This window comes from Intestinimonas massiliensis (ex Afouda et al. 2020) (assembly GCF_900626285.1).
Taxonomy (GTDB): Bacteria; Bacillota; Clostridia; order Oscillospirales; family Oscillospiraceae; genus Flavonifractor; species Flavonifractor massiliensis_A.
The window spans coordinates 2844176-2867886 of record NZ_LR131147.1; the positions used below are offsets into that span (position 1 = coordinate 2844176).

The window sequence follows — 23711 nt, forward strand, 5'->3', positions numbered from 1 at the left end:
CCAGCCGGTGAAGGAGTAGCCCTCCCGGGTGGGATCGTCGGGCTTTGTCACGGTGGTGCCGTAGTCCTGGGTGATGGGCTCCACAGCGGTGCCCTCGCCGGTCTCGAAGGTGATGGTGTACTGGTTCACCGTCCACTTGGCATACAGGGTGAAGCTCTGAGCGGGCATGGTGGTGAACACGTAGGGCTCGCCGGTGCAGTCCGCCTCGGTATACCAGCCGCCGAAGGTGTAGCCGGTGCGGGTGGGCACCGTGGGGGCGGTCACCGTCTGGCCGTAGTCGGCCGCGATGGCCTCCACCTGGCTGCCGCCCTGGCTGTCGAAGGTGATGGTATACTGGCCCGCCTGCCACTTGGCGTACAGGGTGATGTTTTCAGCGGGCATGGCGGTGAAGGTATAGGGGTCGCCGCTGTAGTCCGGGTCGGCGTACCAGCCGATGAAGGAGTAGCCCTCACGGGTGGGAGCGGCCGGGGCCTGGACGGCGGCGCCGTAGTCGGCCTGGATGGGCTCCACAGCGGTGGCACCCTCGCCGGTGACGAAGGTGATGGTGTACTGGTTCACCGTCCACTGGGCGGTGATGGTCAGATCACCTGCCGGCATGGTGGCCGGGATCTCCTGATCCCACCCGGCGAAGGTGTAGCCGGTGCGGGTGGGGGCGTCGGGAGCGGTCACCGGAGTGCCGTAGTCGCCCACGATGGGGGCCACAGCGGTGGCCCCTTCGCCGGTGACGAAGGTGATGGTGTACTGGCCCGCCTGCCACTTGGCGTACAGGGTGATGTTTTCGGCGGGCATGGTGGCAAAGGTGTAGAGGTTCTCACAGGTCTCCTCGGTGTACCAGCCGATGAAGGAGTACCCCTCACGGGTGGGAGCGGCGGGGGCCTGGATGGCCGTGCCGTAGTCGGCGGTCATGGGCGCCACAGGGGTGCCCTCGCCGGTTTCAAAGGTGATGGTGTACTGGTTGGCCGTCCACTTGGCGTACAGCTCCAGGTCAGCCTCCGGCATGACGGTGAACACATAGGGCTCGCCGGTGCAGCTCTCGTCGGTGTACCAGCCGCCGAAGGTGTAGCCGGTGCGGGTGGGCTCTGCGGGGGCGGTCAGGCTGTCCCCTGCCAGGCCCTGGAGCACGGTGGTTTTCCCGCTGCCGTCGTTCCAGTTGCAGGTCACAGAGACCACCTGGGCTGACAGGGACAGGGTGGCGGCGGTGTCGTCGCTGCCGTCGGTGAGGGTGCTGCCGGCGGGCACATCCAGGTATCCGCCCTGGACAGCGGCGGCGGCCAGCACCTTGTCGCACAGGGTGCCGGTGGTATCGGCCTGCCAGTCACCCAGGACCAGCAGCCGGTTGCCGTCCAGCTCCACCAGCATGTCGTCAAACTGCTTGAGCACGTCCTTGAGCTGCTCCACCTTCTGGTCGTAGCCGGAGACCAGCTTGTTGGAGATGATCAGGCTGTACAGCAGCGGGTCGGAGGCATTCTGATACAGCTTCTCCGCCTGGGTGTAGATCCGGCCCACCACGTCACGGATGTCGCTGTAGTTCTCACACAGGAAGGCCAGGCGGGCCGCTTCGCCGCTGACGGCGGTGAACCGGCTGTGGTAGTCCTCCAGCTGGCCGATCAGGCCGCTGTCGCCGGTGCCGGTGACATAGCTGCCGCCCATGGCCACAATGGCGTCCTGCATGTTGGTGATGGTCTGGCCGATGCCGAAGAGGCTGATGAGCAGGGAGTTGGTGGGATCGGCCGCCGCGGCGGTGATCTGATCATAGGTATCCCGCATCAGGCTCTTGGCGGTCTGGCTCTGCTCGTACATCCGCGCCTCCAGATCGGCGAACTGCCCGATCTGGGTCAGGGAACCGCTGGCCAACGCCAGGGGCAGGTTGACGATCTGCTCCATCTCCCGGCTGCTGAAGCTCAGCTGGCCCTGGAAGCGGATGGTGCAGTTCTGCACGCCGCCGGAGGCGGGCAGGCTGGCGGTAAAGGTGCCGTCGGCCTGCTGGGTGAAGGGAGCGTTCTGGCCGCCGTTGTCCAGCTGGACGGGGATCCAGCGGCTGGCAAAGGCCAGCTCCTCCAGCTGAGGCACGGTGACGGTGACCTCCAGCATACCGTCGCGGAAGGTGTAGCTGGTGCTCACGTCATCGCTCTGGAAGGCGGGGATCACGATCCGCTCCCGGCGGACGGTAAGCAGCTGGTCCAGCTCCTCCACGGCCTGGGGCAGATCCCCCTCCCGCAGCTGGGCGGAGAAGTCCTGCTCCGGCAGGGTGAGGGCGGTGTTGGGCACCAGCAGGGTGTCGTCGCTGTACATGTCGCTGGCCAGGCCCAGGAGCACAGCGGAGTGGAGCTGGATCTGGCCGCCGCCCAGGTAGCTGCCCCGGGCGCCGTTGTTGATGCCGTAGATGCCGGCCAGCACGCTGTCGTACACCGTCAGGTTGCCGTTGTTGTGCACATCGGCGCCGCTGCCGTTGTAGACCACCGTGCCGTCATCCTCCACGCTGTCGCCCCGGCAGAGCATGTTGCGCAGCACGGTCTTGCCGCCGTCCACCATCAGGGCGGGCTGGCCCTGGTCGGAGCCGCCCACCAGGGTGCCGTTCCGGATGGTCACGGTCTGGCCCTTGCCCGGCTTGCTGGTGATCACCGGCTCGCCGGCCAGGCCGGTGATGACGGCGCCGCCCAGATCCAGGGTGAGGGGCTTGTCAATGGTGACAGAGGTGGTGAAGTCGCCGCCGGTCCAGCTGACGGTGCCGCCGGGCTCGGTCTGGTCGATCAGGTCCTGCAGGGCGGAATTCTTCAGCCACACCGCCGTCAGCACCAGGTTGGTGTCGGGCATGGGGGCGGTGAAGTCATAAGTCTGGCCGTCCAGGCTCCAGCCCTGGAAGAAGTAGCCGCTCTTCACCGGGGCCTCCGGCTGGGGCACCTTGGCGCCGTAGTCCACCATCAGGTCGTCCAGCTCGGTGCCGCCGTCGGTATCGAAGCTCACCCGGTACTGGTTCAGCACCCACTTGGCGTACAGCTCCAGGTTCTCCGCCGGCATGGTCTCAAAGGTGTACTTCTCGCCGGACAGGTCCTCCTCAGTGAACCAGCCCAGGAAGGAGTGGCCCTTCAGGGTGGGATAGTCCGGCTCGGTCAGGGGATCGCCGTACTGGCCGGAGATGGGCTCCACTTCGCTGCCGCCGTTGCTGTGGAAGGTGATGGTGACGCTGTTGATGGTCCACTTGGCGTACAGGGTGATGCCCCCCACGGGCATGGTGGTAAAGGTGTAGGGATTCTCACAGGCCTCCTCGGTGTACCAGCCACCGAAGGTGTAGCCGGTGCGGGTGGGGGCGTCGGGGGCGGTGACGGCGGTGCCGTAGTCCTGGGTGATGGCATCCACCGGGCTGCCCTCGCCGGTGACAAAGGTAATGGTATAGGAATTGGCCGTCCACTTGGCGTACAGGGTGGCGCTCTCCGCCGGCATGGCGGTCAGCTCCACCGCCGGGCCGGAGCAGTCGGCGTCGGCGTACCAGCCGCCGAAGGTATAGCCGGTCTTTTCCGGCGCGGGCAGAGTGACGGGGGTGCCATAGTCCTGGGTGATGGGCTCCACCGCCGGGCCGTCGGCGCCGGTGTCGAAGGTGATGGTGACGCTGTTCACCGTCCACTTGGCGTACAGCTTCACGCCGTCCAGCGGCATGGTGGTAAAGGCGTAGGGCTCGCCGGAGCAGTCCTCCTCCGCATACCAGCCGCCGAAGGTGTAGCCGGTGCGGGTGGGGGCGTCGGGGGCGGTGACCTTGCTGCCGTAGTCGGCGGTGATGGTGTCCACGGGGGTGCCCTCGCCGCTCTCGAAGGTGATGGTGTACTGATTCACCGTCCACTGGGCGGTGATGGTGATGTTCTCTGCCGGCATGGTCTCCGGGATGGCCTTGTCCCAGCCGGCGAAGGTGTAGCCGGCGCGGGTGGGCTCGGCAGGGGCCTGGACGGCGGTGCCGTAGTCCTGGGTGATGGCATCCACGGGGCTGCCGCCGGCGGTTTCAAAGGTGATGGTGTACCGGTTCACCGTCCACTTGGCGGTGAGGGTCAGGTCGCCCGCCGGCATGGTGGCCGGGATCTCCTTGTCCCAGCCCGCGAAGGTGTAGCCGGTGCGGGTGGGATCCTTGGGGGCGGTGAGCTGGGCGCCGTAGTAGGCGGTAATGGGCTCCACGTGGGTGCCCTCGCCGGTGACGAAGGTGATGGTATACTGGTTCACCATCCACTTGGCGTACAGGGTCAGGTTCTCCGCCGGCATGGTGGTGAAGTCCACCGGATCGCCGGTAAATGTGTTGTCCCGGTACCAGCCGCCGAAGGTATAGCCGGTGCGGGTCACGGTGGGCAGGGTGATGGGCGTGCCGTAGTCGGCCGCGATGGTGGCGGCCTCACTGCCGCCGTTGCTGTTGAATTGCAGGGTGTACGCGCCCACCTGCCAGCCGGCGTACAGGGTCAGGCTCTCCGCGGGCATGGTGGTAAAGGTGTACACGTTCTGGCAGTCCTCGTCGGTGAACCAGCCGGTGAAGGTGTAGCCCTCCCGGGTGGGATCGTCAGGTCTGGTCACGGTGGTGCCGTAATTCTGGGTGATGGGATCCACCGTACTGCCGCCCTCGCTGGTGACGAAGGTAATGGTATACTGGTTCACCGTCCACTGGGCGGTGATGGTCAGGTCGCCCGCCGGCATGGTAGCCGGGATCTCCTTATCCCACCCGGCAAAGGTGTAGCCGGTGCGGGTGGGATTCTCGGGGGCGGTGACGCTGCTGCCGTAATCCCCGGTGATGGGCTCCACGGCGGTGCCCTCGCCGGTGACGAAGGTGATGGTGTACCGGTTCACCGTCCACTTGGCGTACAGGGTGAAGCTCTGGGCGGGCATGGTGTCGAATACGTAGGGCTCGCCGGTGCAGCTCTCCTCGGTATACCAGCCGCCGAAGGTGTAGCCGGTGCGGGTGGGAGCCGTGGGGGCAGTCACCGTCTGGCCGTAGTCGGCGGTGATGGCGTCCACGGGGCTGCCGTCCCGGCTGTCGAAGGTGATGGTGTACTGGTTGGCCGTCCACTTGGGATAGACGGTCAGGGAATCGGCGGGCATGGTGGTGTCCTCGGCCACCGGGGTCTCCAGGCTCTCGTCCAGATACCAGCCGCCGAAGGTGTAGCCCTCCTTCACGGGGGTGAAGGTGCTCAGGGTCTCGCTCAGGGGGGCCCCGTAGGGCACCTGGGCGGTATCTTCGCCGGCGAAGAGGGTGAAGTTGATCCGGTCGAAGTAGACCTTCAGCACGGTGGAGCCGTCCCCCGCCACGGTGGCGGTGAGCACGTTGTCCTGGTTTTCGATGCTAAAGAGGTAGCCGCTCAGGTCGGGCATGCCCTCCGCCTCGGGCAGGACCAGCTTGTCCTCCTGGACCAGCTGGATGTCCTGGCCGGTGTAGGCGGGCACGGTGACGGTGCCCAGGGAGCTGTAGGTGCCGCCGGTCAGGTCGGCGCCGTAGAGCTCCAGGGTGTAATTCACGGAACCGGCCTCCCACACGGCGGTGAGGGAAGCGCCCCCCTCGGGGACGGTATAGGGGTCGGTCAGGTTGTAAGTAGTCTCCCCATCCTTCCAGCCGGTGTGGGTCCAGCCCACCTCGGTCAGGGTGGGCAGGGTGATCTGGGCGCCCGCCGGATAGTAGAGGGTCTGGGAGGCGGGCTGGCCGTGGTCGCTGCTCAGGGAGACGGCGGCGTAGGTCACCGAGCCGCTGCCCTGGGCGGACAGGTACCACTTCCCGTCCTCCCCCTCATGGAGAGCGTAGACGGTGCCGGCGTTGGCGGCGATGCCGTCGGCCAGGTTCTGGGCATAGCTCTTGCCGTTGGCCTGGGTCTTGCCCTGCTGGAGCAGGTTGGCGTTGCGCTGGGTGCCGGTCACGCCGGAGAAGCTGCCGGCGGTCTGGACAAACTCATACAGGGCGGTGCCCTCATCCCGCAGCACGGTCATGGCGGCGTCCACCGCCTTGCCGTCGGTGGAGGTGACGCCGTCGCCATCCAGATACTCCCACAGCTCGTTGTCGCTGCTGTTGGCCACTTTCGCCTGGCGGTCATAGTAGACGCCGTAGGTGCTGTCCCAGGCGGCCGTGCTGGCGAAGTTCACGTTGCCCGTCCGGTCGTCGTCCTTGATCACCTTCTGGACGGCCAGGGCGGTATCCAGCAGCTGGCCGCCGTTGGCGCCCCACCAGGCCTGGAGCTCCGCCAGGCCGGCGTCGGAGGCGCACAGGCTCTGCAGCTCCTGGAACAGGGGCTGGGCGGCCTCCGCCTGAGCCAGGGCGGCGGACAGGTGGCTGTAGTTCTCGTCCACATAGAAGCCGGACATCATGCCGTCGCTGTTGATGGTGCTGTAGAAGCCGTTTTTCGTCACGGTTGCGCCGCTTTCCGGGTTGGTCAGAGTGGACGCCTTGGCCCAGTAGACGCCGACGGCTTCACTGTCTCCCTTTACGCCCTGGTAGATGACGCCATTCTCGTCGCCGGAGAAGGCGGCCACCTCATCGGCGTAGGTGGCGTAGTATTCGTTCAGGTGGGCCTGGGTCAGGGGGGTGTCGATCTTCATCTGGTCCCGCAGCTTGAAGGCTCCCTCCACCATGGAGCCAGACAGGTTGGCCTTCAGGGTGCGCAGGGCCTCCACATCGGCGGACAGGTCCAGCTGGCCGCTCAGAATGCTCAGATAGCTCTTCAGGTCGGCGGCCGCCTTGCTCTCGTAGTCCGGGTCCTGCAGGCGGTTCAGCTCCGCCTGGCGCACCGTACTGGGGGATACCTCCGTCGACCAGTTCACCGACAGGGTGTAGGCCCCCTCCGGCGGGGTGATGGCAGCGGTGCCGTCCACGAACTCCGCCGTCTGGGCCTCCCCGGCCTCCGGGGTCAGGGTGACGCTGACGGGCACCCAGCGGTAGCTGAAGGCCCCGTCCGTCCCGGCGGACACCGGCTCGGGCGCGGTGACGGTGAGCTGCCCGTCCGCCTCCGCAGTGGTCAGCCCGGCGCTCTGTGCCAGGGCGGACCGGTCCAGCACCGTCAGGGCCTTGGTGCTGGTGTCCACGCTGACGGAGGTGAAGCCCTGGGCGTCGTCCATGCTGGCGAAGGCGCCGAAGCCGGTCATTTTGATCCAGTTGTCGCTGGAGTCGAACTTGACCCGGATGTCCGTGATCTGTCCGGAGAAGCTGGCGGTGTTGCAGCGGTCGTTGGAGCCGCTGAGATAGCCGCTGTTGCCCGACCAGCTGGCGCCGCCGTCATAGGAGACGTTGACGTAGTTCCACAGGGAGGAGGAACTCTGGCTGCTAAAGAAGACCTTCCAGGCCTGGCTGCCGGAGAGGGTCACCGGCTGGTCCAGCTTGCGGTAGATGTAGGCGCTGTAGGAGTTGGCGGTGACCTTCATCTGCCCGTCCACATAGTCGATGGTGGCATCGGTGGCGGTCCACTTGGCCACCTCGTCCGGGTCGGTCAGGTCAAAATAGAGGTAGGGGGTGCAGCTCTGTTTGGTGAAGCTGCCGGTGAAGTCCAGGTCGTTGACCGCCGCGCCGCCGGTGAGGGCCTCGGTGTACAGGGCGTCGCTGTCCAGGGCCACGGAATTTGCGCCCAGGTCGGTTACGGTGTCGGCGTTGGTGTAGCTCTTCACGCTGGCCACGTCGCCGGACAGGTAGCCGTCCTCCACGGTGATGGCACCGCCGGGGGTAAGACCGGAGACCTGGTTGTTAACGGCGTACTCGCCGTACAGCTCGCTGTCCCGGATGGTCAGGGCCGCGCTGCCCGCCAGATCCACGGCGCTGGACACGTGGGTCACCAGGGCCTGACCGGTGAGGGCCGCGCCCTGCGCCGTCACCCCGTCCAGGGTCACGCTGCCTCCCTCCGCCCGGATGGCGGCGGGGTGCTCCCCGTTCAGGGTGGCCAGCAGCTGGGTGCCGTCGGTGGCCAGACCGCCGGAGGAGGAGCGGACGGTGCCGTTGGTAATGGTCACGTTGCCGCTCCGCACTCGGATGGCGGCCTCGCCGTCGGCGGAGGTGAGGGTGGCCCCTCCCAGATCCAGGGTCAGGTCCTTGTCGATGGTGACGCTGTCGGTCAGGTCGCCGCCGGTCCAATACACGGTGTCTCCCGGCTGGGCCTCGTCGATCTGCTTCTGCAGCAGGTAGGGCAGCACGGTGATGGTATACCGCTCCTCAAAATTGCGGTTCACCCCGCCCTGGAAGATGATCTCCACCTTCTTGGCCTGGGTCAGCCCCGCATCGGCGCTGGCCGTCAGGGTGACGGTACCGTCCCCGTTGTCGGTAACGCTCAGCAGGTCCGGGTCGGAGCTGGTGATGTTGTAGCTGTGGCCGCCGGGAATGTTGGTATTTTCCTCCCAGTGGTTGTACGCTTTTCTGAAGCCCGCGGAGTAGTCCAGGGTCAGGGACCGCCCCTCGTTGAGCACCGTCTGGTCCATCTCCACGTCAAACCAGCTGACCAGGTGGTAATAGTAGGTCGAATACCCGCCGGACAGGTCTGTCAGCTCGGCGTAGACGGTCCAGATGTTGTAGGCCTTGTCCCACAGGTAGGGGAAGTCGAAGGTGACCGTGCCGCCGCCGGCCGTGAACTGCTCGGGCAGGGCGTCCTCTCCCACGCCGGTCAGCTCGCCGGAGGTGAAGTAATCCACTTCCCCGTCCTTGCTCTTGAGGCCGTAAATACCCATCATCACGGAGCCCACGAAGTTGGGGTCGTCGATCTGCACGGTGATGCCGTCGGGGTCGGAGGTGAAGTTCATCTCGGTCACCTTGGGGGGGACGGTGTGGATGACCACGGGGAAGTAGAAGCTGCTCCGCCGGTTGCCGCTCTCGTCGTCCCCGGTGCCCATGGTGGCGGTCACCTTGGCGATGACCAGGGTACCGTCGGGCAGGATGGATCCGCTGGTATCGGTGCCGTTCCAGTAGAAGCGGTAGGACAGGTAGTCGCTGTGGTCCCGGACGGTGGTGCCGTCATGGTAGGTCTTGTTGTAGTTCTCCCCGGACACGGTGTTGTACACCGTGGCGGTATCCACATAGGATTCCAGATTCTCATAGTTGTCCAGGTCATCCTGGGTAGTGCCGCTGGTGACGCCGTAGAGGGTCATGGTCACATCCTTGGCGCTGCGCAGCAGGGAGATATCGCAGAACAGCAGGTCGTACCCGCTGTCCGGCGTGGGGTTGTACAGGTTGAGGGAAGGCCGGTAGTCGTAGCCCACCTCCGCCAGCTCCCGCTGGTTGGCGCTGGTCATGTTGGGGGTGCCCAGGGGGGTGGCGGTCTCCAGCAGGATGGAGAAGATGCTCTCGGAATCCCGCTTGGCGGTGGAGAAGCCGAAGGAGGGATGGATGTCCTTGTCCTCCAGCACGTCCATCCAGGTGCCCTCGTCCAGGATGGGAGCCTGCTCCCAGTCGCCGTAGAAGGCCAGGAAGGGGATGCTCAGATCGGAGCCGCCGTCGCTGTCGGCGTCCAGCAGCTCCACGAAGCCGTCCACATAGATGCCGTTGGGGTACTGGTCCAGGTAGGTCCGGTCGGCGTCCCCCAGGGTCAGGGTGACGGTGACGGCGGTGCTGCCGTTGGCGGGGACGGTAACGGTGCTGCCGCTGACGTTGTCGCCGGAACAGGTCACGGTGACCCCGGTGAGCTCATAGGGCTCGTTGGACATGAAGTCCTCGGTGACGGTCTCAGTGGTGTACTTCTGCTGGGCCTCATTCCAGTGGTAGGTCTGGTACTCCACCTGCTGGTTCTTCAGGATCTTCTCCGTCAGGGCGGTGGTGTCCAGGGTGTAGGTCTCATCCTCCCCGCTCAGGCTGTTGACGGTGAAGGTCATGGTGTACTTGCCGGTCTTGCCGTCGTCATCCCCCAGGTCCAGCTTGGCGGAGGGAGCGCCCTCCACGGAGAGGAAGGCCTCCGCGGCCGCCGCGTCGGCGATGTTGGCCAGGCCGGCGCCCTGCTTCCGGGGGGAGTAGAAGGTATTGCTGTTGGGATCGGTGATGGGGCTGGCGCTGCTCATCATCAGGTTGGTGATCACATCGCCCAGCTTGTTGGGATCCACTTTGCCCTGGTCATCGTTGATATAGGGCGCGAATTTCTCCTGATTCTCATTGATGTACTGCTTGGCCAGCGCCACCAGGCCGGCCATGTTGGGGGAGGCCATGGAGGTGCCGCTCATGTTGCCGTAGGTGCCGTTGTCCCGGGTGGAGTAGATGTTGCCGCCGGGGGTGGTGATCTCCGGCTTCAGCTTCAGGTCGCTGGTGACGCCCCAGGAGGAGAAGTCGGACATCTGGCCGGCGCCTACGTTGTCCTCGGTGGAAACCGCCCTGGAGATGGTGATGGTACCGGTCTTTTTCCCGGCCAGGAAGTCGCCGTCGGCCTTGGAGATGAACACGGCGGGGATGGTGACCTCGGTGTTCTCCGCCATGTTGGACAGGGAGCCCTCGGTGTGGTCGGCTACGATGAGGCCGATGGCCCCCGCGTCCTGGGCCCGCTCCACCGTCTCGGTAAAGGTCTGGCCCCGGCGGACCACCACGAACTTGCCCTCGATGCCGCTGCTCACGGCGTACTGGTCGAACTCGTCGGCGGTGCCGGTGAGCATGGTGCTGCCGTCGGTGAGGATGGCAAACTCCTTGTCCACCGATTCCTGGCCGTCGGGGATCAGCTTCAGGATGTTGCGGCTGTCCGCGGTGGCGTTGTTGGTGAAGGCGATCTTGCGGTCTCCCACCCACAGGAACTGACCGCTGTAGGTGGTGTTGGCCACGGAGGCCACCGCCAGGGATTCGTCATAGCTGGCGGGAGAGCCCACGATGCCGTTGTCCGGGTTGGAGGCCAGGCTCATGCCGCCGTAGCGGTTGCCGTAGGCGGCGCTGTACTCGTTGCCGGCGGAGGCGCACACCACCACACCGGCCTTGGTCAGGGTATTCAGGACCTCCGCCGTGTTCTCCTCGGCGGCGGAGCTGCTGTCGGAGAAGCCGGCGGGAGAGCCAAGGCTCAGGTTGATGACGTCGGCTCCCAGGCGGGCGGCGTCCTCCATGGCGGCCAGGATATCCGACCACTGGCCGGCCCGGTTGGCGCCGAACACCTTCATGATGATCAGCTGGGCCGCCGGGGCCACACCGGAGAAGGTGACCTTGCTCTCGCCGTCCACCATGTAGCCGGCGGCGATGCCCGCCACGTGAGTGCCGTGGTCGCCCTGGGCGTCACCGCTGTGGTCGGCGGGCAGGGTGCCGTCGTCGGCGTAGTTGAAGGCGAAGGGCACTTTCAGGCTCTTGTAGACGCTGTTGGCGTCAGAACCCGTCTTGCCGTTGATGGTCAGTGTTTGCATCAGACCGGCCAGCTCCGCCTTGCACAGCTTGGCGTTGTCCTCCGTCACCAGGCCGCCGGCATTCTGGAAGGCCTCGTGGTCCAGGTCCAGACCGGTGTCGATGACGGCGATCACGGTGCCCTCACCCTTGTACTGGCCGTTGACGGCGTTGACGCCGGTGGTCTCGTTGGAGCCGGACATGTTGGGGCTCACCTCTTGGGCGTCGGTGGGCACCATCTCATACACCGGGTCGATGTAGACGCTGGCCACCCCGTCCGCCTGGGCGATGGCGTCCATGTCCAGGTAGTTGACCTCCGCGGCAATGCCGTTGAAGGCCAGGTCATAGGTATACTTCACGTCCATGTCCACGCCGGTTTCGGCTGCGATGGACCGGGCGGCGGCCTGCTGCTCGTCATCGGTGGACATGAGGCTGATACCGGACTCAGCCGCCTCCCGGAGGAACTCCAGGCTGGTGGGGTCCTCCTCCAGCATGGACTGGCCCTCCAGCTCGATGATCACGCTGACCCGGGGGTTTTCCTCCTCCATCAGGTCCTCCAGCTTCACCTCGCCGGAGCGGAGCTTGTCCTTCTGGGCGTCGCTCAGCTGATCGCCGTAGCGGTTAATGAAGGCCTCCACCTGGTCCTGGTAGGAGGGCTCCTCCTCTTCCGCCGAGGTTTCCGGCGCACTGTCAGGCGCGCCGGAAGGTGCCGCCAGCGCCGTGACCGGCAGCATGCCGGTCAGGATGCACAGCATCAGCAGCAGGGAAAGCGCGCGTCTCCATGTTTTCCTCATATGCGTGTTCTCCTTCTATCCTCTGTAAAACGACCTGGCCTGCTGCCCGCAAAATGTGGACAGCAGGCCAGGCCCTATGGGAATACGTTGGTTATGCCATTGCGGCTGAATGCTCAGGCGCCTTCCAGATCCAGCACCAGAGTAAAGGCGAAGTTGGTGGAGGCGCTGCCCAGCGTGATCTTGGGCGCGGTGGCCTCGTCACCGAAGGTGCTCAGGCTCAGGTCATCCAGGCCGTTGTCGGTGATCAGGTCCGCCAGAGCCTGGCACAGGTCCCCATTGGTGGTGGCGGAGGCCAGACCGCTCAGGGAATCCTTGGTCAGGGTGGTGTTGCCGATCTGCACCATGGCGCCCGCGGGGATACGGTTGACCACCGCGGCAATGGCGCGGCGCAGCTGGACGGCGTAGTTGCTGTCGTCATACCGGCCCACCAGCTCCAGCAGAGTGGCGTTGTTCAGGGCGGTAGAGGCGTTGGACAGCTTCACGTCCCAGATACCGGCCAGGGTCTTGACCTTGACCGCCTTCTCCAGGGTGGTCATCATGCTGTTGCCGGTCAGCACACCGTCGATCTGCTCGTTGATGGCGTCCTGCATGGCGCCCTCGGCGTCGGCCTTGAAATCGGTGGGCTTGCTGCCCTGGGCGCGCAGATAGTCGCAGATGGCGGCCAGCGCATAGCCCTGGATGGGATCGTCGGGATCCAGCGTCACACCGATGTCGGCGCCGCTGGCTTCAATCAGGGTCACAAAGTTCTCGGCATTCACATTGTTGCAGATACCGGTTTCACCGTCGCCGAACAGGATCAGATTCACATAGCCTGCCGCGTCGTTGATGCCGGCAGCCTCAAGGGCTTTTTTCTGATCCTCCTCCATGCTCTCATACATAGCAGCCAGCTGCGTGCGCAGAGTTTCATCAGCAAACACACCGGCGTCATCGCCGATGGCCGCGATCAGAGCATACAGGGCGCTGTTGTCGGGGGCGGCGGAGGCGTTCTCCTCCCAGTAGCGCTGGAAGAGGAAGCTGTCCTTGATCTCCGCGGCGGAGAGGTGGTTGGCGGCCACCCAGGCGTCCACAGCGCCGTCCAGCATCTGCTGGGCCTCTTCCTCGGTCTTGCCCAGCTGAGTGAGCAGGCCCTTGTAGCTGTCCAGGCTGACGCCGGCCAGGGCGTCGTTCAGAACGGTGTCCAGCTTGCCCTGCACGGTGGTGTTGTCCAGAGCGGCATTCACCAGCTCATCCACCGCTCCGGCGTAAGCGTTCTGCATCTCCTGGGAGATGGTGAGCTTGAGGTAATAGCCTTTATCCGCATCCAGCTTGTAGGACAGGTAGTCGCTCTGGGCGTCCAGCACGAACTTCACGGTGTAGTCGGTGGGGAAGGCGCCCTCGCCGGTGTAGGAAGCCGCGATGCCGTCCACCGGCGCGAAGGAGGCCTTCACACTGGTCTGGGCGTCAAACTGATTGGTGTAGTCGGCGCTGTTGGCGGAATTGAGCAGGTTGCGGGCGATCTTGACGGCCGCCTGCACCGCGTCGTTCTTGGTGATGCTGCCCACGGTCAGGGTCATCTCGTCCCCGTTGGCAAAGGTGAGGGTCATACCGGTGATGCAGTCACCGCCGTTGTAGTTGCGGAAGTTGTCCTTGAAGTCCTGCATGGCCTGGGCCAGGTAGGACTGGGCGGCCTCCTGGATCTCGCCCACCATCTGATCCACCTGATCCTTGGTCAGCTCGATGCCCAGCTGCTCGGCCACGTCCTTGATCATCTGCTTCAGGTCCGCGGGGGTGGTGCTGCCATCCACCACGGGGAGAACCATGTCCATGGCAAAGCGGGCGGCGTTGAGCACGGTGTTCTCCGTCAGGTCGGCCTGAGCGGTGACGGTGACGGTGCGGGCCCCCTCCTCCATGGAGGTCATGTTCCCGGTGGTCAGGGCGAGGTTCAGGGTGTCATTGATGGCCAGGCCGTTGTTCCCGGCGGTGTCCTTCACGCTGTCCAGCACGGAGTTGACGGTATCCACATACCCGCCGGCCCAATCAGCCGCGGAGAGTACCGCCTGTCCGATGTAATCGGTATTCGCCATCCACTGGGCGTACAGGGTCAGGTCGGCGGTGACGGTGATGGTGTCGCCCACGTTGTAAGTCGTGCCGGTGCCGTTCGCCGCGGTGTTCCAGCTCAGGAACCGGTAGCCGTCCCGGGCCAGCGCCGCAAAGGTATAGGTGGCGTCCTTGGCCACCGTCACGGTGGTGGCCGTCCCGCCCTCATAGTTGGGATCCAGGGTCAGGGTGTAGTTGGTAACAGCGGGGGTACCGCCGCCGCCGCCGGTGCTGCCGCCGCCGGTGGGCTGGGTGGTCATCAGGGACAGGCGGTAGATCATGGCCGCCACTTCCGCCCGGCTGGCGTAGGCCTTGGGCTGGAAGGTGCCGTCACCGGTGCCGTACACCAGGCCGTAAGCCACGCAGCGCTCCACCGCGTCCTTGGCGTAGGAGCTGATCTGGTCGGCGTCGGGGAAGGCGATGGGGTCGGCAGTCTTCTTGAAGGTCTTGTTCTGGCTGGTCTCCAGATAGCTGATGAACCGGGCCATGGTGACGCACATGTCCTCCCGGGTGATCTCCTTCTCCGGGTTGAACCTGTTGCCGCCGATGCCGTTGATCACACCGTTGGACACAGCCCAATCCACGGCGGCGGTGTACCAGGTGTCGGCGGGCACGTCGTCAAAGGGCGCCACGGAGGCGTCCCCCGTCTTCCCGGCCACCCGGGACACGGCGGTGACGAACATGGCCCGGGTCATGGTGTCCTCCGGGGCAAAGCGCGTACTGCTGATTCCCTGGAAGAACCCCTTTTCTGTGACATAATCTACGTAGGAATAGTACCAGCTGTCCGCCTTCACATCGTCGAACCGCTCCGCATCAGCAGCAAGTGCGCTGATAGGCAGAAGAGTAAACAGCATGCAAAGCGCCAACAACAGGCTGAGCATTCGGGACTTTACGTTTCGCATCTCTTCACATCCTTTACAGTTTTTTGTTGGAACAACACCAACACATTTATATTATATAGAAATACAGATGGAGATCTTCTCCCCATCTCTTCTTCACCTCCTCAGAAAATCGTCTTGCTACGTAATATTGTAGCACTAACTTTTAGGATTTTCAACAATTTCCAGCCCCATAAAAAAAACTAATTTGTCGCAGCCGCAGAAACGGGCGGTACCGTTTGTGCGGTACCGCCCGTTTTTGCGTGTTTTTATTTCGTTAAAGTGAAAAAATCTCCCAATCTGTGGGATTTGTCAAATATATTGTTGTATAACAGCATCTGGTAGCCGTCCACCGCCTCAGCCAGTTCGGCGGGCAAAGTCTCGTTTTCGCCGTACCAGGTGCCGTCGCCCCCCCGGATGCCCACGGTGTTGATGACGGGTGCGGTCTGCCACAGGTCCAGCAGGTACTTCTGGTAGCCGGTCATGGGCAGGTTGGCTGTGTCCATCAGCAGGGCGGACAGGTAGTTCAGGGACAGCTCCACCCCCTGCTCCTCCGGGATGTCGTAGTTGGCCCACAGCAGGAAGGGCACCATCTGCTTCTTCTGGGCCAGTCCGGTGGGCGGATCGATGCCCAGCACGTCGGTGTAGAAGTTGGTGGCCACCTGGGGCTGGTGGTCCCCGAACAGCAGGATCATGGTGGGCTCATCCGCCTGGGAGAAGTAGTCGATCAGCTCCTCGAAGGCCAGGTCGCTCTGGCGGATGAGGGACAGGTACTGGTTCACCGTCTGGAACTGGCCCTCCAGGTCCCCGGTGAGCCACACCTCCCGGGGCAGGTTGGTCCAGGACATCTGGTAGCCGGAGTGGTTCTGCATGGTGACGTTGAAGAGGAACAGGGGCTCCCCCTCCTCCTTTTCCTCGTACAGCCGGACCAGGTTCTCATAGTCGCACCGGTCGGTGACGTAGCCCGTCTTGGAATCCCCCCGCATGTACGCCCGGTTCTGGAAGTCGCTCTCGAAGTACACCTCGTCAAAGCCGAAATTCTTGTACACCGACGGCCGGTTCCAGCCGGAGGACCGGTAGGGGTGGGCGGCGATGGTGTGGTAGCCCAGGGCGGACATCTGGCTCACCAGGGTGGGGTCCCCGTCGGAGACGTACATCTGGTAGGGCACGGTGCCGGCGGGCAGGAAGGCGGTGGTGTTGCCGGTGAGGAACTCATACTCCGAGTTGGCGGTGGTGCCGCCGAACACGGAGGAGTAGGCGTAGCCCTTGATGGTGTTTTCCGTCAGGGAGCGGATAAAGGGCATGGCGTCCTCGTTGGTCTCCACCCCCGGCAGGACGGACAGGTCGGAGAAGGATTCGTTCATGATGACGATGACGTTCACCGGCTGCTGGGCGCCGTCCGTACCCGCCGCGGTGACGGAGGTCCCGTCGGAGGAGGTGTCCGCCGTCAGGTTGTCCAGGGCCTGCTGGGAATAGCCCTCCGGCTTCTCCACCCGCATGTACTTGAGGCACACGGTGAAGTTGAGGGCCAGGCCGTTGCCCCGGGTAGTCCACATGGAGGGCTCGATGCCCTGGTTTTCCACGAACCCGGTGCCGAAGAACACCGCCAGCACTACGGCGGCCACCCCCACCGGCGGCAGGAACCGATGCCAGGCGAAGGGGATGCGCTGCTCCCTGGGCAGCAGGGACAGGGCCAGCAGGGCCAGCACCAGGATGAGCAGGGAGATGGTCTGCATCCGGTCCAACGAGTAGTCGTAGTTGCCCGCCACGTTGACGGCGGTACCCAGGGTGAGGAAGTCCCCGGGGAACAGGGTGCGGCCCCGGAAGGAAATCAAGTAGTGGTTGGCCAGGCCGAAGCCCCAGGCGATGCCCAGGGCCCACTTGGCCGCCGACACCCGGCGGCCCCGGACGAACCAGAAGATCAGCTCCAGCAGATAGTACCAGATCAGGTTGAGGCCGATCTGCATGGCGGAAAAGTCCTGCCAGGGATCGTTGTAGTTCAGGTACTCCACCAGCGTGAAGGCCAGCAGGGGGGCCAGCACCAGCACCCCCCTGCCTACCCAGCGGTATTTCGCCTCCGACAGGGCCAGCTTGGGCCAGCGGAGTTTCCTCTTTTTTACTTGTGTCGCCGTGGTATTCGTCATTTCTTTACGCTGCCTTTACGGGAATTTGATGATAGCTATTGTAACATAAAAGAGCGAAAACGCAATGCGCTTTCGCTCTTTTTAAGGAATTCTTCATATGGAACGTACCGAAAGGGGCGGGCCCTCCAGGGCGATGGTCCGGTCGCACAGGTCCACCACCTCTTTCTCGTGGCTGGACAGCAGCACCGGCACTCCCAGCTCCCGGATGCGTCCCAGAATGCGCTCCGCCCGGGGGGCGTCCACCCCGGTGAAGGGCTCATCCAGCAGCAGCAGGTCCCCGCCCAGGGCCAGAGCGCGGGCCAGGGCCAGCCGCCGTCCCATGCCGCCGGACAGGGCGGCGGGACAGCTGTCCTCCTCCCCCTCCAGCTCCGCCAGCTCCAGCCAGCGGGAAACCTCCCCCCGGCGGCTCTTGGGCAGCACGTCGGAGATGTGCTGCCCCACCGTCCGCCAGGGCAGCAGCCGGTCCTCCTGGAAGAGGAGTACCGGCCTGGGAGGCACAGTCACCGTGCCCCCCTCTGTGGACTGGAGCCCCGCCAGCACCCGCAACAGGGTGGTCTTGCCGCAGCCGGAGGGGCCGGACAGGGCGGTGAGGCCGGCGTCCGGAATTTTGAGGGAAAACCGGTCCAATACCAGTTTTTCCCCGAAACGGACGGTAATATTGTGGACGGAAATCACGGCTCTCCCCCTCCCATCCGCCGGAACAGGGTCCCCAGGGCCCGCTCCAGCACGAAGCTGAGGACCACCACCGTCACCGTCCAGGCGAACAGGTCGGGGGTCTCCATGGTGATCTTGGCCCGGTAGAGCTTGGTGCCGATGGCCAGCTTGGGCAGGCAGAGCACCTCGGCGGCCACCCCCGCCTTCCAGGCCAGGCCCAGGGCGGTGGCGCAGCCGCTGGCGAAGTAGGGCAGCACCGAGGGCACATAGATGAGCCGGAAGGTCTTGCCTCTCCCGAACCGATAAGCTTTCGCCATTTCCAGCAGCTTGGGATCAGTTTGAGAAATGCCCTTGCCCACGTTGCCCCACAGCACGGGGAGCACCATGAGGGCGGAGACGATGGCGGGCACCATCCCGGTGGTGGGGGCCCACAGCAGCACCAGCACGATGAAGGAAGCCACGGGCACCGCCCGCACCACCTTGACGGCGGGGGTGAGCACCCAGTCCGCCGGGGCAAAGGCGGCGGTGGCCACGGCGGCGGCGGTGCCGATGACGGCACCCAGGGCGAACCCGGCAAAGATGCGGCCCAGGCTCATGGCCGCCGCCTGCCAGAAGGCGGGCTCCCGGACCAGGGCGGCCAGCCGGGCCGCCACCTCCAGGGGGCCGGGCAGCAGCAGGGAGCCGTAGCCCTCGGTGCGCCAGTCCATGAAAACCGCCCCAAGCTGCCAAACCCCCAGCCAGAAGGCCAGGGGTATGACAACGCGCAGTATTCTGTTCAGGGGCTTATTCCGCGATGTAGTAGAATCCGTCATCGGGGATGGAACCTCCAATGGACTGGGGGTCGGCGGCGAAGAGCACCTCGTAGTAGCTGGAGATGGACTTCATATCCGCGCCGGCCACGAAGATCATGTTGGCCTGGGGGATGGCGGCCTGGGCAATGGCGGCCTTGGGCACGATGCCGTACTGCTCGATGAGCTTGGCCCCCTCCTCCGGGTTGTCCTTGATGTAGTTGATGGAGGCCTCGTACTCATTGAGGAAGGCCTTCACCGCCTCGGGGTGCTCCTGGGCGAACTCGGTGCGCACCACCACGCAGCCCATGGTGAAGGTGCCGGTGGCGCCGGATTCCGTCCAGGCATCGCTCAGGTCGATGGCGTCCCGCACGTCGCTGTTCTGCATCAGCACGGTGGTGGCGGCGGGGACGGGCAGCATGCACAGGTCGATCTCACCGGAGGCCATGAGGGAGGTGACCTCCTCGCTGGTCTTCCACTGGATATCCACATCGGTGTCCGGGTCCAGGCCGTTCTGGGTCAGCAGATAGTCCAGCACGTACTCGGTGTTGGTGCCCTGGTTGATGGCGTACAGGGTCTTGCCGGACAGGTCGGCCAGGGAGTTGACGGTGTCCCCGTTCTCCAGGATGTGGAGCACGCCCAGGGTGTTCAGGGCCAGCAGCTGCACCTTGCCGGTCTTGTTGTACAGGTTGGCGGCCACGTTGGTGGGCAGGGCGGCGATGTCCAGCTCCCCGTTGTTCAGCTTGGGCAGGATGTCGTTGGCCGGGTCGGAGCCCAGGGTGACGGTGTACTGGTTGACGGTCTCCCCGGCGTCATTGTCGGAGAGCAGCTTGGCGGCTCCCATGCCGGTGGGGCCGTTCAGCAGGCCCAGGTTGATGGCGGTGCCCTCCAGGGCGGGGGCCTCAGTTTCCGGGACCTGGCTCTCGGTGACGGGAGTGGTCTCGGCGGGGGGCGTGGATGCCTCCGGGGCCTCCTTGGGGCCGCAGGCGGTGAGGCTCAGGGTCAGGGCCAGGGCCAGGCCCAGGGCCAGTAAGTTCTTCTTCATGGCTTCTCGTTCCTTTCTATAGATCTTCCAGGATCTTCTGATCCAGGATACCGATGGTTCGTCCCCGGTGGGAGATGGCCCCCTGGGCCTGGAGGTCGTCCAGAGCCCGGTAGAGGGAGGCCCGGCTCACCCCCAGCCGCCCGGCCAGGCCGGTGACCGAGCAGTCCAGCTCCACCCCGCCGTCCTCCTCGTGGGCCAGCAGGTACTGGGCCAGCTTCCGCCCGGCGGTGCCGGCGGTGAGGGCGTCGATCTTGCCGGAGAGGAACCAGATCCGCTGGGAGAGATAGGTCACATAGTTGCGCCCCACCCGGGGCCAGCGCTCCATCCACTCCTCAATGAGGGGCTGGGGAAACAGCAGCAGGCGGCACCGGCTGCGGGCCGTCAGGGTGGTGGCGTAGTCCGGCCGCTGGTGGAACAGAGCCGCCGCGCCGAACAGGTCTCCCTGCCGCAGCACGCTCATGATCAGCGTCCCCTTGTTCACCTGCACCGCACCCTCCAGCACCACGCCCAGGCAGCGCTGGAAGTGCCGGGGATCGTAGATCACGTCCCCCTTCTCCGCCCGCTGCCGGATGGTCCGCCGGTCGGACAGCGCGGCCTCCACCGCCTCCTCCGGGACCCCCCGGAACAGGAAGGTATCGGCCAAAAGCCCCTTCAGGGCTTCCTCGTCCCCTGCCATGGTTCTCCAATCGCTCCTCATTTTTGTCTCAGATGGTACAGTTAGTCTACCACGGATTGGGAAAAAGTCAAGCGCCATTTCCCCCGCTCCCCCATACAATGGGATACAAGGAGGTGAACCATCCATGCCAAGCTGCTGTCATAACCGGGCGCAGGTACTGGACCGGGCCCGCCGGGCGGCGGAGGAGCTGCTGACCCGCCGGGAGGAGGAGCAGGATCTGCCCCTGGAAGAGCCCATGAAGCGGTACATACATCCCATCTGCTGCTGTCCCCCCTGCCCCGTCTGTCCCCCCGGTGATCCGCCGGAGCTGGACGGGGTGCTGGAGGCGCTGGCCCGCCAGAACCAGCTGCTGCTGGACATTCTGAGCTCGGTGAACGCCCTCAGCGCGGCGGTGCTCAGCATCCAGTCCAAGCTGTGAGCCCGGCGGATTTCTGACATTCTTCTGAAGATGCGCAACTTTCTCTTGTCAGGCGGCGTCTAATTGGGTATACTGGAACTCAGCTGTTGACATAACAATTTTGTCCATACGAGAAGAGAAAGGGGCGCCTCCCATGGCCCAGAGAGGGAGAACAACCAGGACCGCCGCACACACCCACCCCCATCGGAAAAAGAAGCGCCGCCGCTCCCCTCTGGGGCGGCTGGCCCGGGTCCTATACTGCATGCTGGTGGCCCTGTCCGCCATCATCGTGGTGGTGTACGCCGGGGTGCGTATCGCCGCCCGGCCGCCGGAGATCAAGGACGATCCCCCCGCCGCGGCGGACCAGAACAAGGACGCGCTGCCGGGAGATACGGACACGGAGGGCTCCCCCGCCGTGTCGGAGGAGCCGGGGATGGTGCGCAAGGAGTACACCTACACCTTCCTGCTGGTGGCCACCGACCAGTCCAGCGGCAACACCGACACCATGATGGTGCTGACCTACGACACGGTGAACCAGACCGCCGGTCTGGTGTCCCTGCCCCGTGACACCATGATCGACGGGGTGAAGGAGTCGGACGGGGGCCGCTTCTACAAGCTGAACAGCACCTACGCCTACAACGGCATCGAGGGGCTGAAGGAGAAGGTGTCCCAGATCCTGGGCATCCCCATCGACTTCTATGTAAAGGTGAACACCAAGGGCTTCGTCAAGCTGGTGGACGCGGTGGGAGGCATCGACTTCAACGTGCCGGTGACCATGAACTACGAGGACCCCACCCAGAACCTGTACATCCACTTCAGCAAGGGGATGCAGTGGCTGTCCGGCTCGGACGCCCTGAAGGTGGTGCGCTGCCGGCAGAACTCCTACTATGACGAGGCCTCCGGCAAGTGGAAGACCACCCCGGTGTACGCCGATTCCGATATCGGCCGCACCCGGACCCAGCGGGACCTGCTGACGGCGGTGCTGAAAAAGGCTCTGTCCCAGCCCCAGAAGCTGCCCACCTACTACGACATTTTTCTGGAGAACGTCCAGACCGACCTGACCGCCAACGACCTGCTGTACTTTGCGGAGAAGGCCCTGTACTTCGACTTCTCCAACAACCTCACCACCTCTGTGCTGCCGGGGGACGGCCTGGTGACCTACCACGGCTGGACCTACTGCTATGAGCTCTACCCCGACCAGGTGCTGGAGCTGGTGAACACCCAGGGCATCAACCCCTACACCACCGACATCACCGCCGACATGCTGACCATCGCCCAGAAGGCGTGAAAAAGCAGGAGCCCTGCCAACCGGCAGGGCTCCTGCTTTTTGTCACGGGTAGGCGTTCCAGTAGCTCTCCCCCGCCTCCAGGGGGATGCCCCGGGCGGCGAAGAGCTCTTCGATGGTGCAGAAATAATACCCCTGCTCGTGGAGGGCGTCCACAATGGCCAGGGCCGCCTCCACCGATTCGGGGAAGATGTCGTGCATCAGGATGATGCCCCCGTCCCGGGCCTCGCTCACCACCTCCTGGATCACCCGCTGGGTGTTCTGGTCCTTCCAGTCCTCCGGGTCGATGGACCACAGGATGATGGGACAGCCCGCCCAGGCCTTCACGCTGTCGTCCAGGATGCCGTAGGGGGGCCGCAGGAGGAAGTCGTTGTGGTCCAGGGTCTCCTTCAGCACCTGCCGGGTCTTTTCCACCTGGGCGTCGAAGTCCGCCCGGTTCAGGCCGGTGAGCTGCACGTGGTCGAAGGTGTGGATGCCGATCTGATGGCCCTCCCGGTCCATCCGCCGCACCACGTCCCGGTTGTCCTCCACCTGGGCGCCAATAAGGAAGAAGGTGGCGTGTACCCCCCGCTCCGCCAGGCCGTCCAGCAGGGCGGTGGTGGTGGACCGCCGGGGCCCGTCGTCAAAGGTGAGGGCGATGAGCTTCCGCTCCGGCTCCTCCAGCCCCGCCTCTTCCGTCAGCGGGGCGTCCGCCGGCAGGCCATCCAACCGCCGCCCCCACCAGGCCAGAGCCACCGCTCCCGCCAGAGCAAAAAGCAGCAGCAGGGTCCAGCCGGACCGCCGCTGCCGCCTCCAGTTTCTCTTCATGTCCCGCCCGCCGCCTTTCCGGAGGTTTTTCGCCCCCTCAGTATGCGCCCCGGGCGGGGCTTTTATTCTCCTCTTGGGTCCGGGTCGCCCTCCACCAGCTCCATATACTGGTAATAGGGCAGCAGAAATTCATAGTCGGCCACCAGGGCGTCCGCCAGGTCGTGGGACCACAGCAGGTCGCAGTGTTCCTCCTCATGGCTGAGGGAAAAGCTCTTTTTGGCGTACCAGGGGGCCAGCAGCGGAGAGGCCGCCGTCTTGGGCCGCTTGTACTCCGGCCCCTCCAGCACGAACCGGTCCTGCCGGTTCAGCCGCCGGGTCAGCTGCTCCATGGGGGCCGGGTCCCGGTCCATCCGGGCGCGGAACTTGGCCATGGTCACCGGCGGGGCCTGCCAGAAGCCCATGCCGCAGGACCAGCTGTCCGGGGCGATCTCAAACCAGAACACCGGGGAAAAGCTGCCCTCCTCGTGGGGGCGGTGGATGCTCATCCACAAATGGTCCTTGTAGGGTCCCCGGCCGAAGAGCCGCCGGGCGTCCCGGTAGATGCGGGACACCTTGCACACCAGGGGCATATCCTTGTGCTTCTGGGAAAAGCGCTCATACACCTCGGCGCTGAGGGCCTTCATGGGGGCGAGCAGGTGGGTCTGGTAGTCCTCCTTGTGGGCCTCGAACCAGGTGCGCTCGTTGTTGAACCGGATGCCCCACAGAAAGTCCACGGTGGCGCCGGAAAATCCTTGAAACATACTGTTTTTTCTCCTTTGCAGCAGGGAAGGCCCCCCGGCGGTACCGGGGGGCCTCCGCGGATGGTGTGATTGGCTCAGGCCGCCGGACTCTCCGGCACCGGCTCCATGCCCGGGCCCGCCGTGGTGGTGGCGGCGGGGGGTGTGGGCGGTCCCTTTTATCCCTT

The 23711-nt window shown here is 65.0% G+C and carries 11 protein-coding genes; 2 read left to right on the forward strand and 9 right to left on the reverse strand.

The window, feature by feature from the left end:
* The 7 genes from E0E41_RS19170 to E0E41_RS14100 all read right to left on the reverse strand — a co-directional run.
* Positions 1-12057: InlB B-repeat-containing protein (locus E0E41_RS19170; RefSeq protein ID WP_130870433.1), on the reverse strand; the 12057-nt coding region annotated here is incomplete at its 3' end.
* A 113-nt stretch (positions 12058-12170) separates the two neighbouring features.
* Positions 12171-15035 (reverse strand): S-layer homology domain-containing protein, encoded by a 2865-nt coding sequence (locus E0E41_RS14075; RefSeq protein WP_130870434.1) that lies wholly within the window; start codon positions 15033-15035, stop codon positions 12171-12173.
* 245 nt (positions 15036-15280) lie between these two features.
* Positions 15281-17155 carry an LTA synthase family protein gene (locus tag E0E41_RS14080; protein WP_130870435.1) on the reverse strand — a complete coding sequence of 625 codons (1875 nt, stop codon included), beginning with the start codon at positions 17153-17155 and terminating at the stop codon, positions 15281-15283.
* Positions 17156-17248: 93 nt separating this feature from the next.
* Positions 17249-17830: an ATP-binding cassette domain-containing protein gene (locus tag E0E41_RS14085; protein WP_130870436.1), complete on the reverse strand. Its 582-nt coding sequence runs from the start codon at positions 17828-17830 to the stop codon at positions 17249-17251.
* Complete coding sequence (locus E0E41_RS14090) at positions 17827-18516, reverse strand: ABC transporter permease (protein ID WP_242623790.1); 690 nt, start codon at positions 18514-18516, stop codon at positions 17827-17829. Before E0E41_RS14090 ends, E0E41_RS14085 begins: the two co-directional genes overlap by 4 nt.
* Before the next feature lie 76 nt (positions 18517-18592).
* The gene (locus E0E41_RS14095; RefSeq protein WP_130870438.1) at positions 18593-19642 is read right to left on the reverse strand and encodes an ABC transporter substrate-binding protein; all 1050 of its coding nucleotides are present in this window, start codon (positions 19640-19642) and stop codon (positions 18593-18595) included.
* Positions 19643-19658: 16 nt separating this feature from the next.
* The gene (locus E0E41_RS14100) at positions 19659-20318 is read right to left on the reverse strand and encodes a Crp/Fnr family transcriptional regulator (RefSeq protein ID WP_130870439.1); all 660 of its coding nucleotides are present in this window, start codon (positions 20316-20318) and stop codon (positions 19659-19661) included.
* A gap of 124 nt (positions 20319-20442) precedes the next feature.
* Here E0E41_RS14100 and E0E41_RS14105 point away from each other — a divergent pair, with 124 nt between their 5' ends.
* A complete protein-coding gene (locus E0E41_RS14105) occupies positions 20443-20736 on the forward strand; it encodes a hypothetical protein (protein WP_130870440.1) in 294 nt (97 codons plus the stop codon).
* Between the two features lie 133 nt (positions 20737-20869).
* Positions 20870-22003, forward strand: a complete 1134-nt coding sequence (locus E0E41_RS14110; RefSeq protein WP_242623791.1) for an LCP family protein — start codon at positions 20870-20872, stop codon at positions 22001-22003.
* 42 nt (positions 22004-22045) lie between these two features.
* On the opposite strand, the gene E0E41_RS14115 is transcribed toward E0E41_RS14110, so the two are convergent.
* On the reverse strand, positions 22046-22807 hold the full coding sequence (locus E0E41_RS14115; protein ID WP_130870441.1) for a polysaccharide deacetylase family protein: 762 nt from the start codon (positions 22805-22807) through the stop codon (positions 22046-22048).
* A 62-nt stretch (positions 22808-22869) separates the two neighbouring features.
* On the reverse strand, positions 22870-23547 hold the full coding sequence (locus E0E41_RS14120) for a DUF2461 domain-containing protein (RefSeq protein ID WP_130870442.1): 678 nt from the start codon (positions 23545-23547) through the stop codon (positions 22870-22872).
* Positions 23548-23711 lie beyond the last annotated feature (164 nt).

Bases quoted from the DNA above. Each gene is read 5' to 3' on its own strand.
- E0E41_RS14080 (WP_130870435.1), bottom strand. From the start codon at position 17,155: ATGACGAATACCACGGCGACACAAGTAAAAAAGAGGAAACTCCGCTGG.
- E0E41_RS14105 (WP_130870440.1), top strand. From the start codon at position 20,443: ATGCCAAGCTGCTGTCATAACCGGGCGCAGGTACTGGACCGGGCCCGC.
- E0E41_RS14090 (WP_242623790.1), bottom strand. From the start codon at position 18,516: ATGGACTGGCGCACCGAGGGCTACGGCTCCCTGCTGCTGCCCGGCCCC.
- E0E41_RS14095 (WP_130870438.1), bottom strand. From the start codon at position 19,642: ATGAAGAAGAACTTACTGGCCCTGGGCCTGGCCCTGGCCCTGACCCTG.
- E0E41_RS14115 (WP_130870441.1), bottom strand. From the start codon at position 22,807: ATGAAGAGAAACTGGAGGCGGCAGCGGCGGTCCGGCTGGACCCTGCTG.
- E0E41_RS14120 (WP_130870442.1), bottom strand. From the start codon at position 23,547: ATGTTTCAAGGATTTTCCGGCGCCACCGTGGACTTTCTGTGGGGCATC.
- E0E41_RS14075 (WP_130870434.1), bottom strand. From the start codon at position 15,035: ATGCGAAACGTAAAGTCCCGAATGCTCAGCCTGTTGTTGGCGCTTTGC.
- E0E41_RS14110 (WP_242623791.1), top strand. From the start codon at position 20,870: ATGGCCCAGAGAGGGAGAACAACCAGGACCGCCGCACACACCCACCCC.
- E0E41_RS14100 (WP_130870439.1), bottom strand. From the start codon at position 20,318: ATGGCAGGGGACGAGGAAGCCCTGAAGGGGCTTTTGGCCGATACCTTC.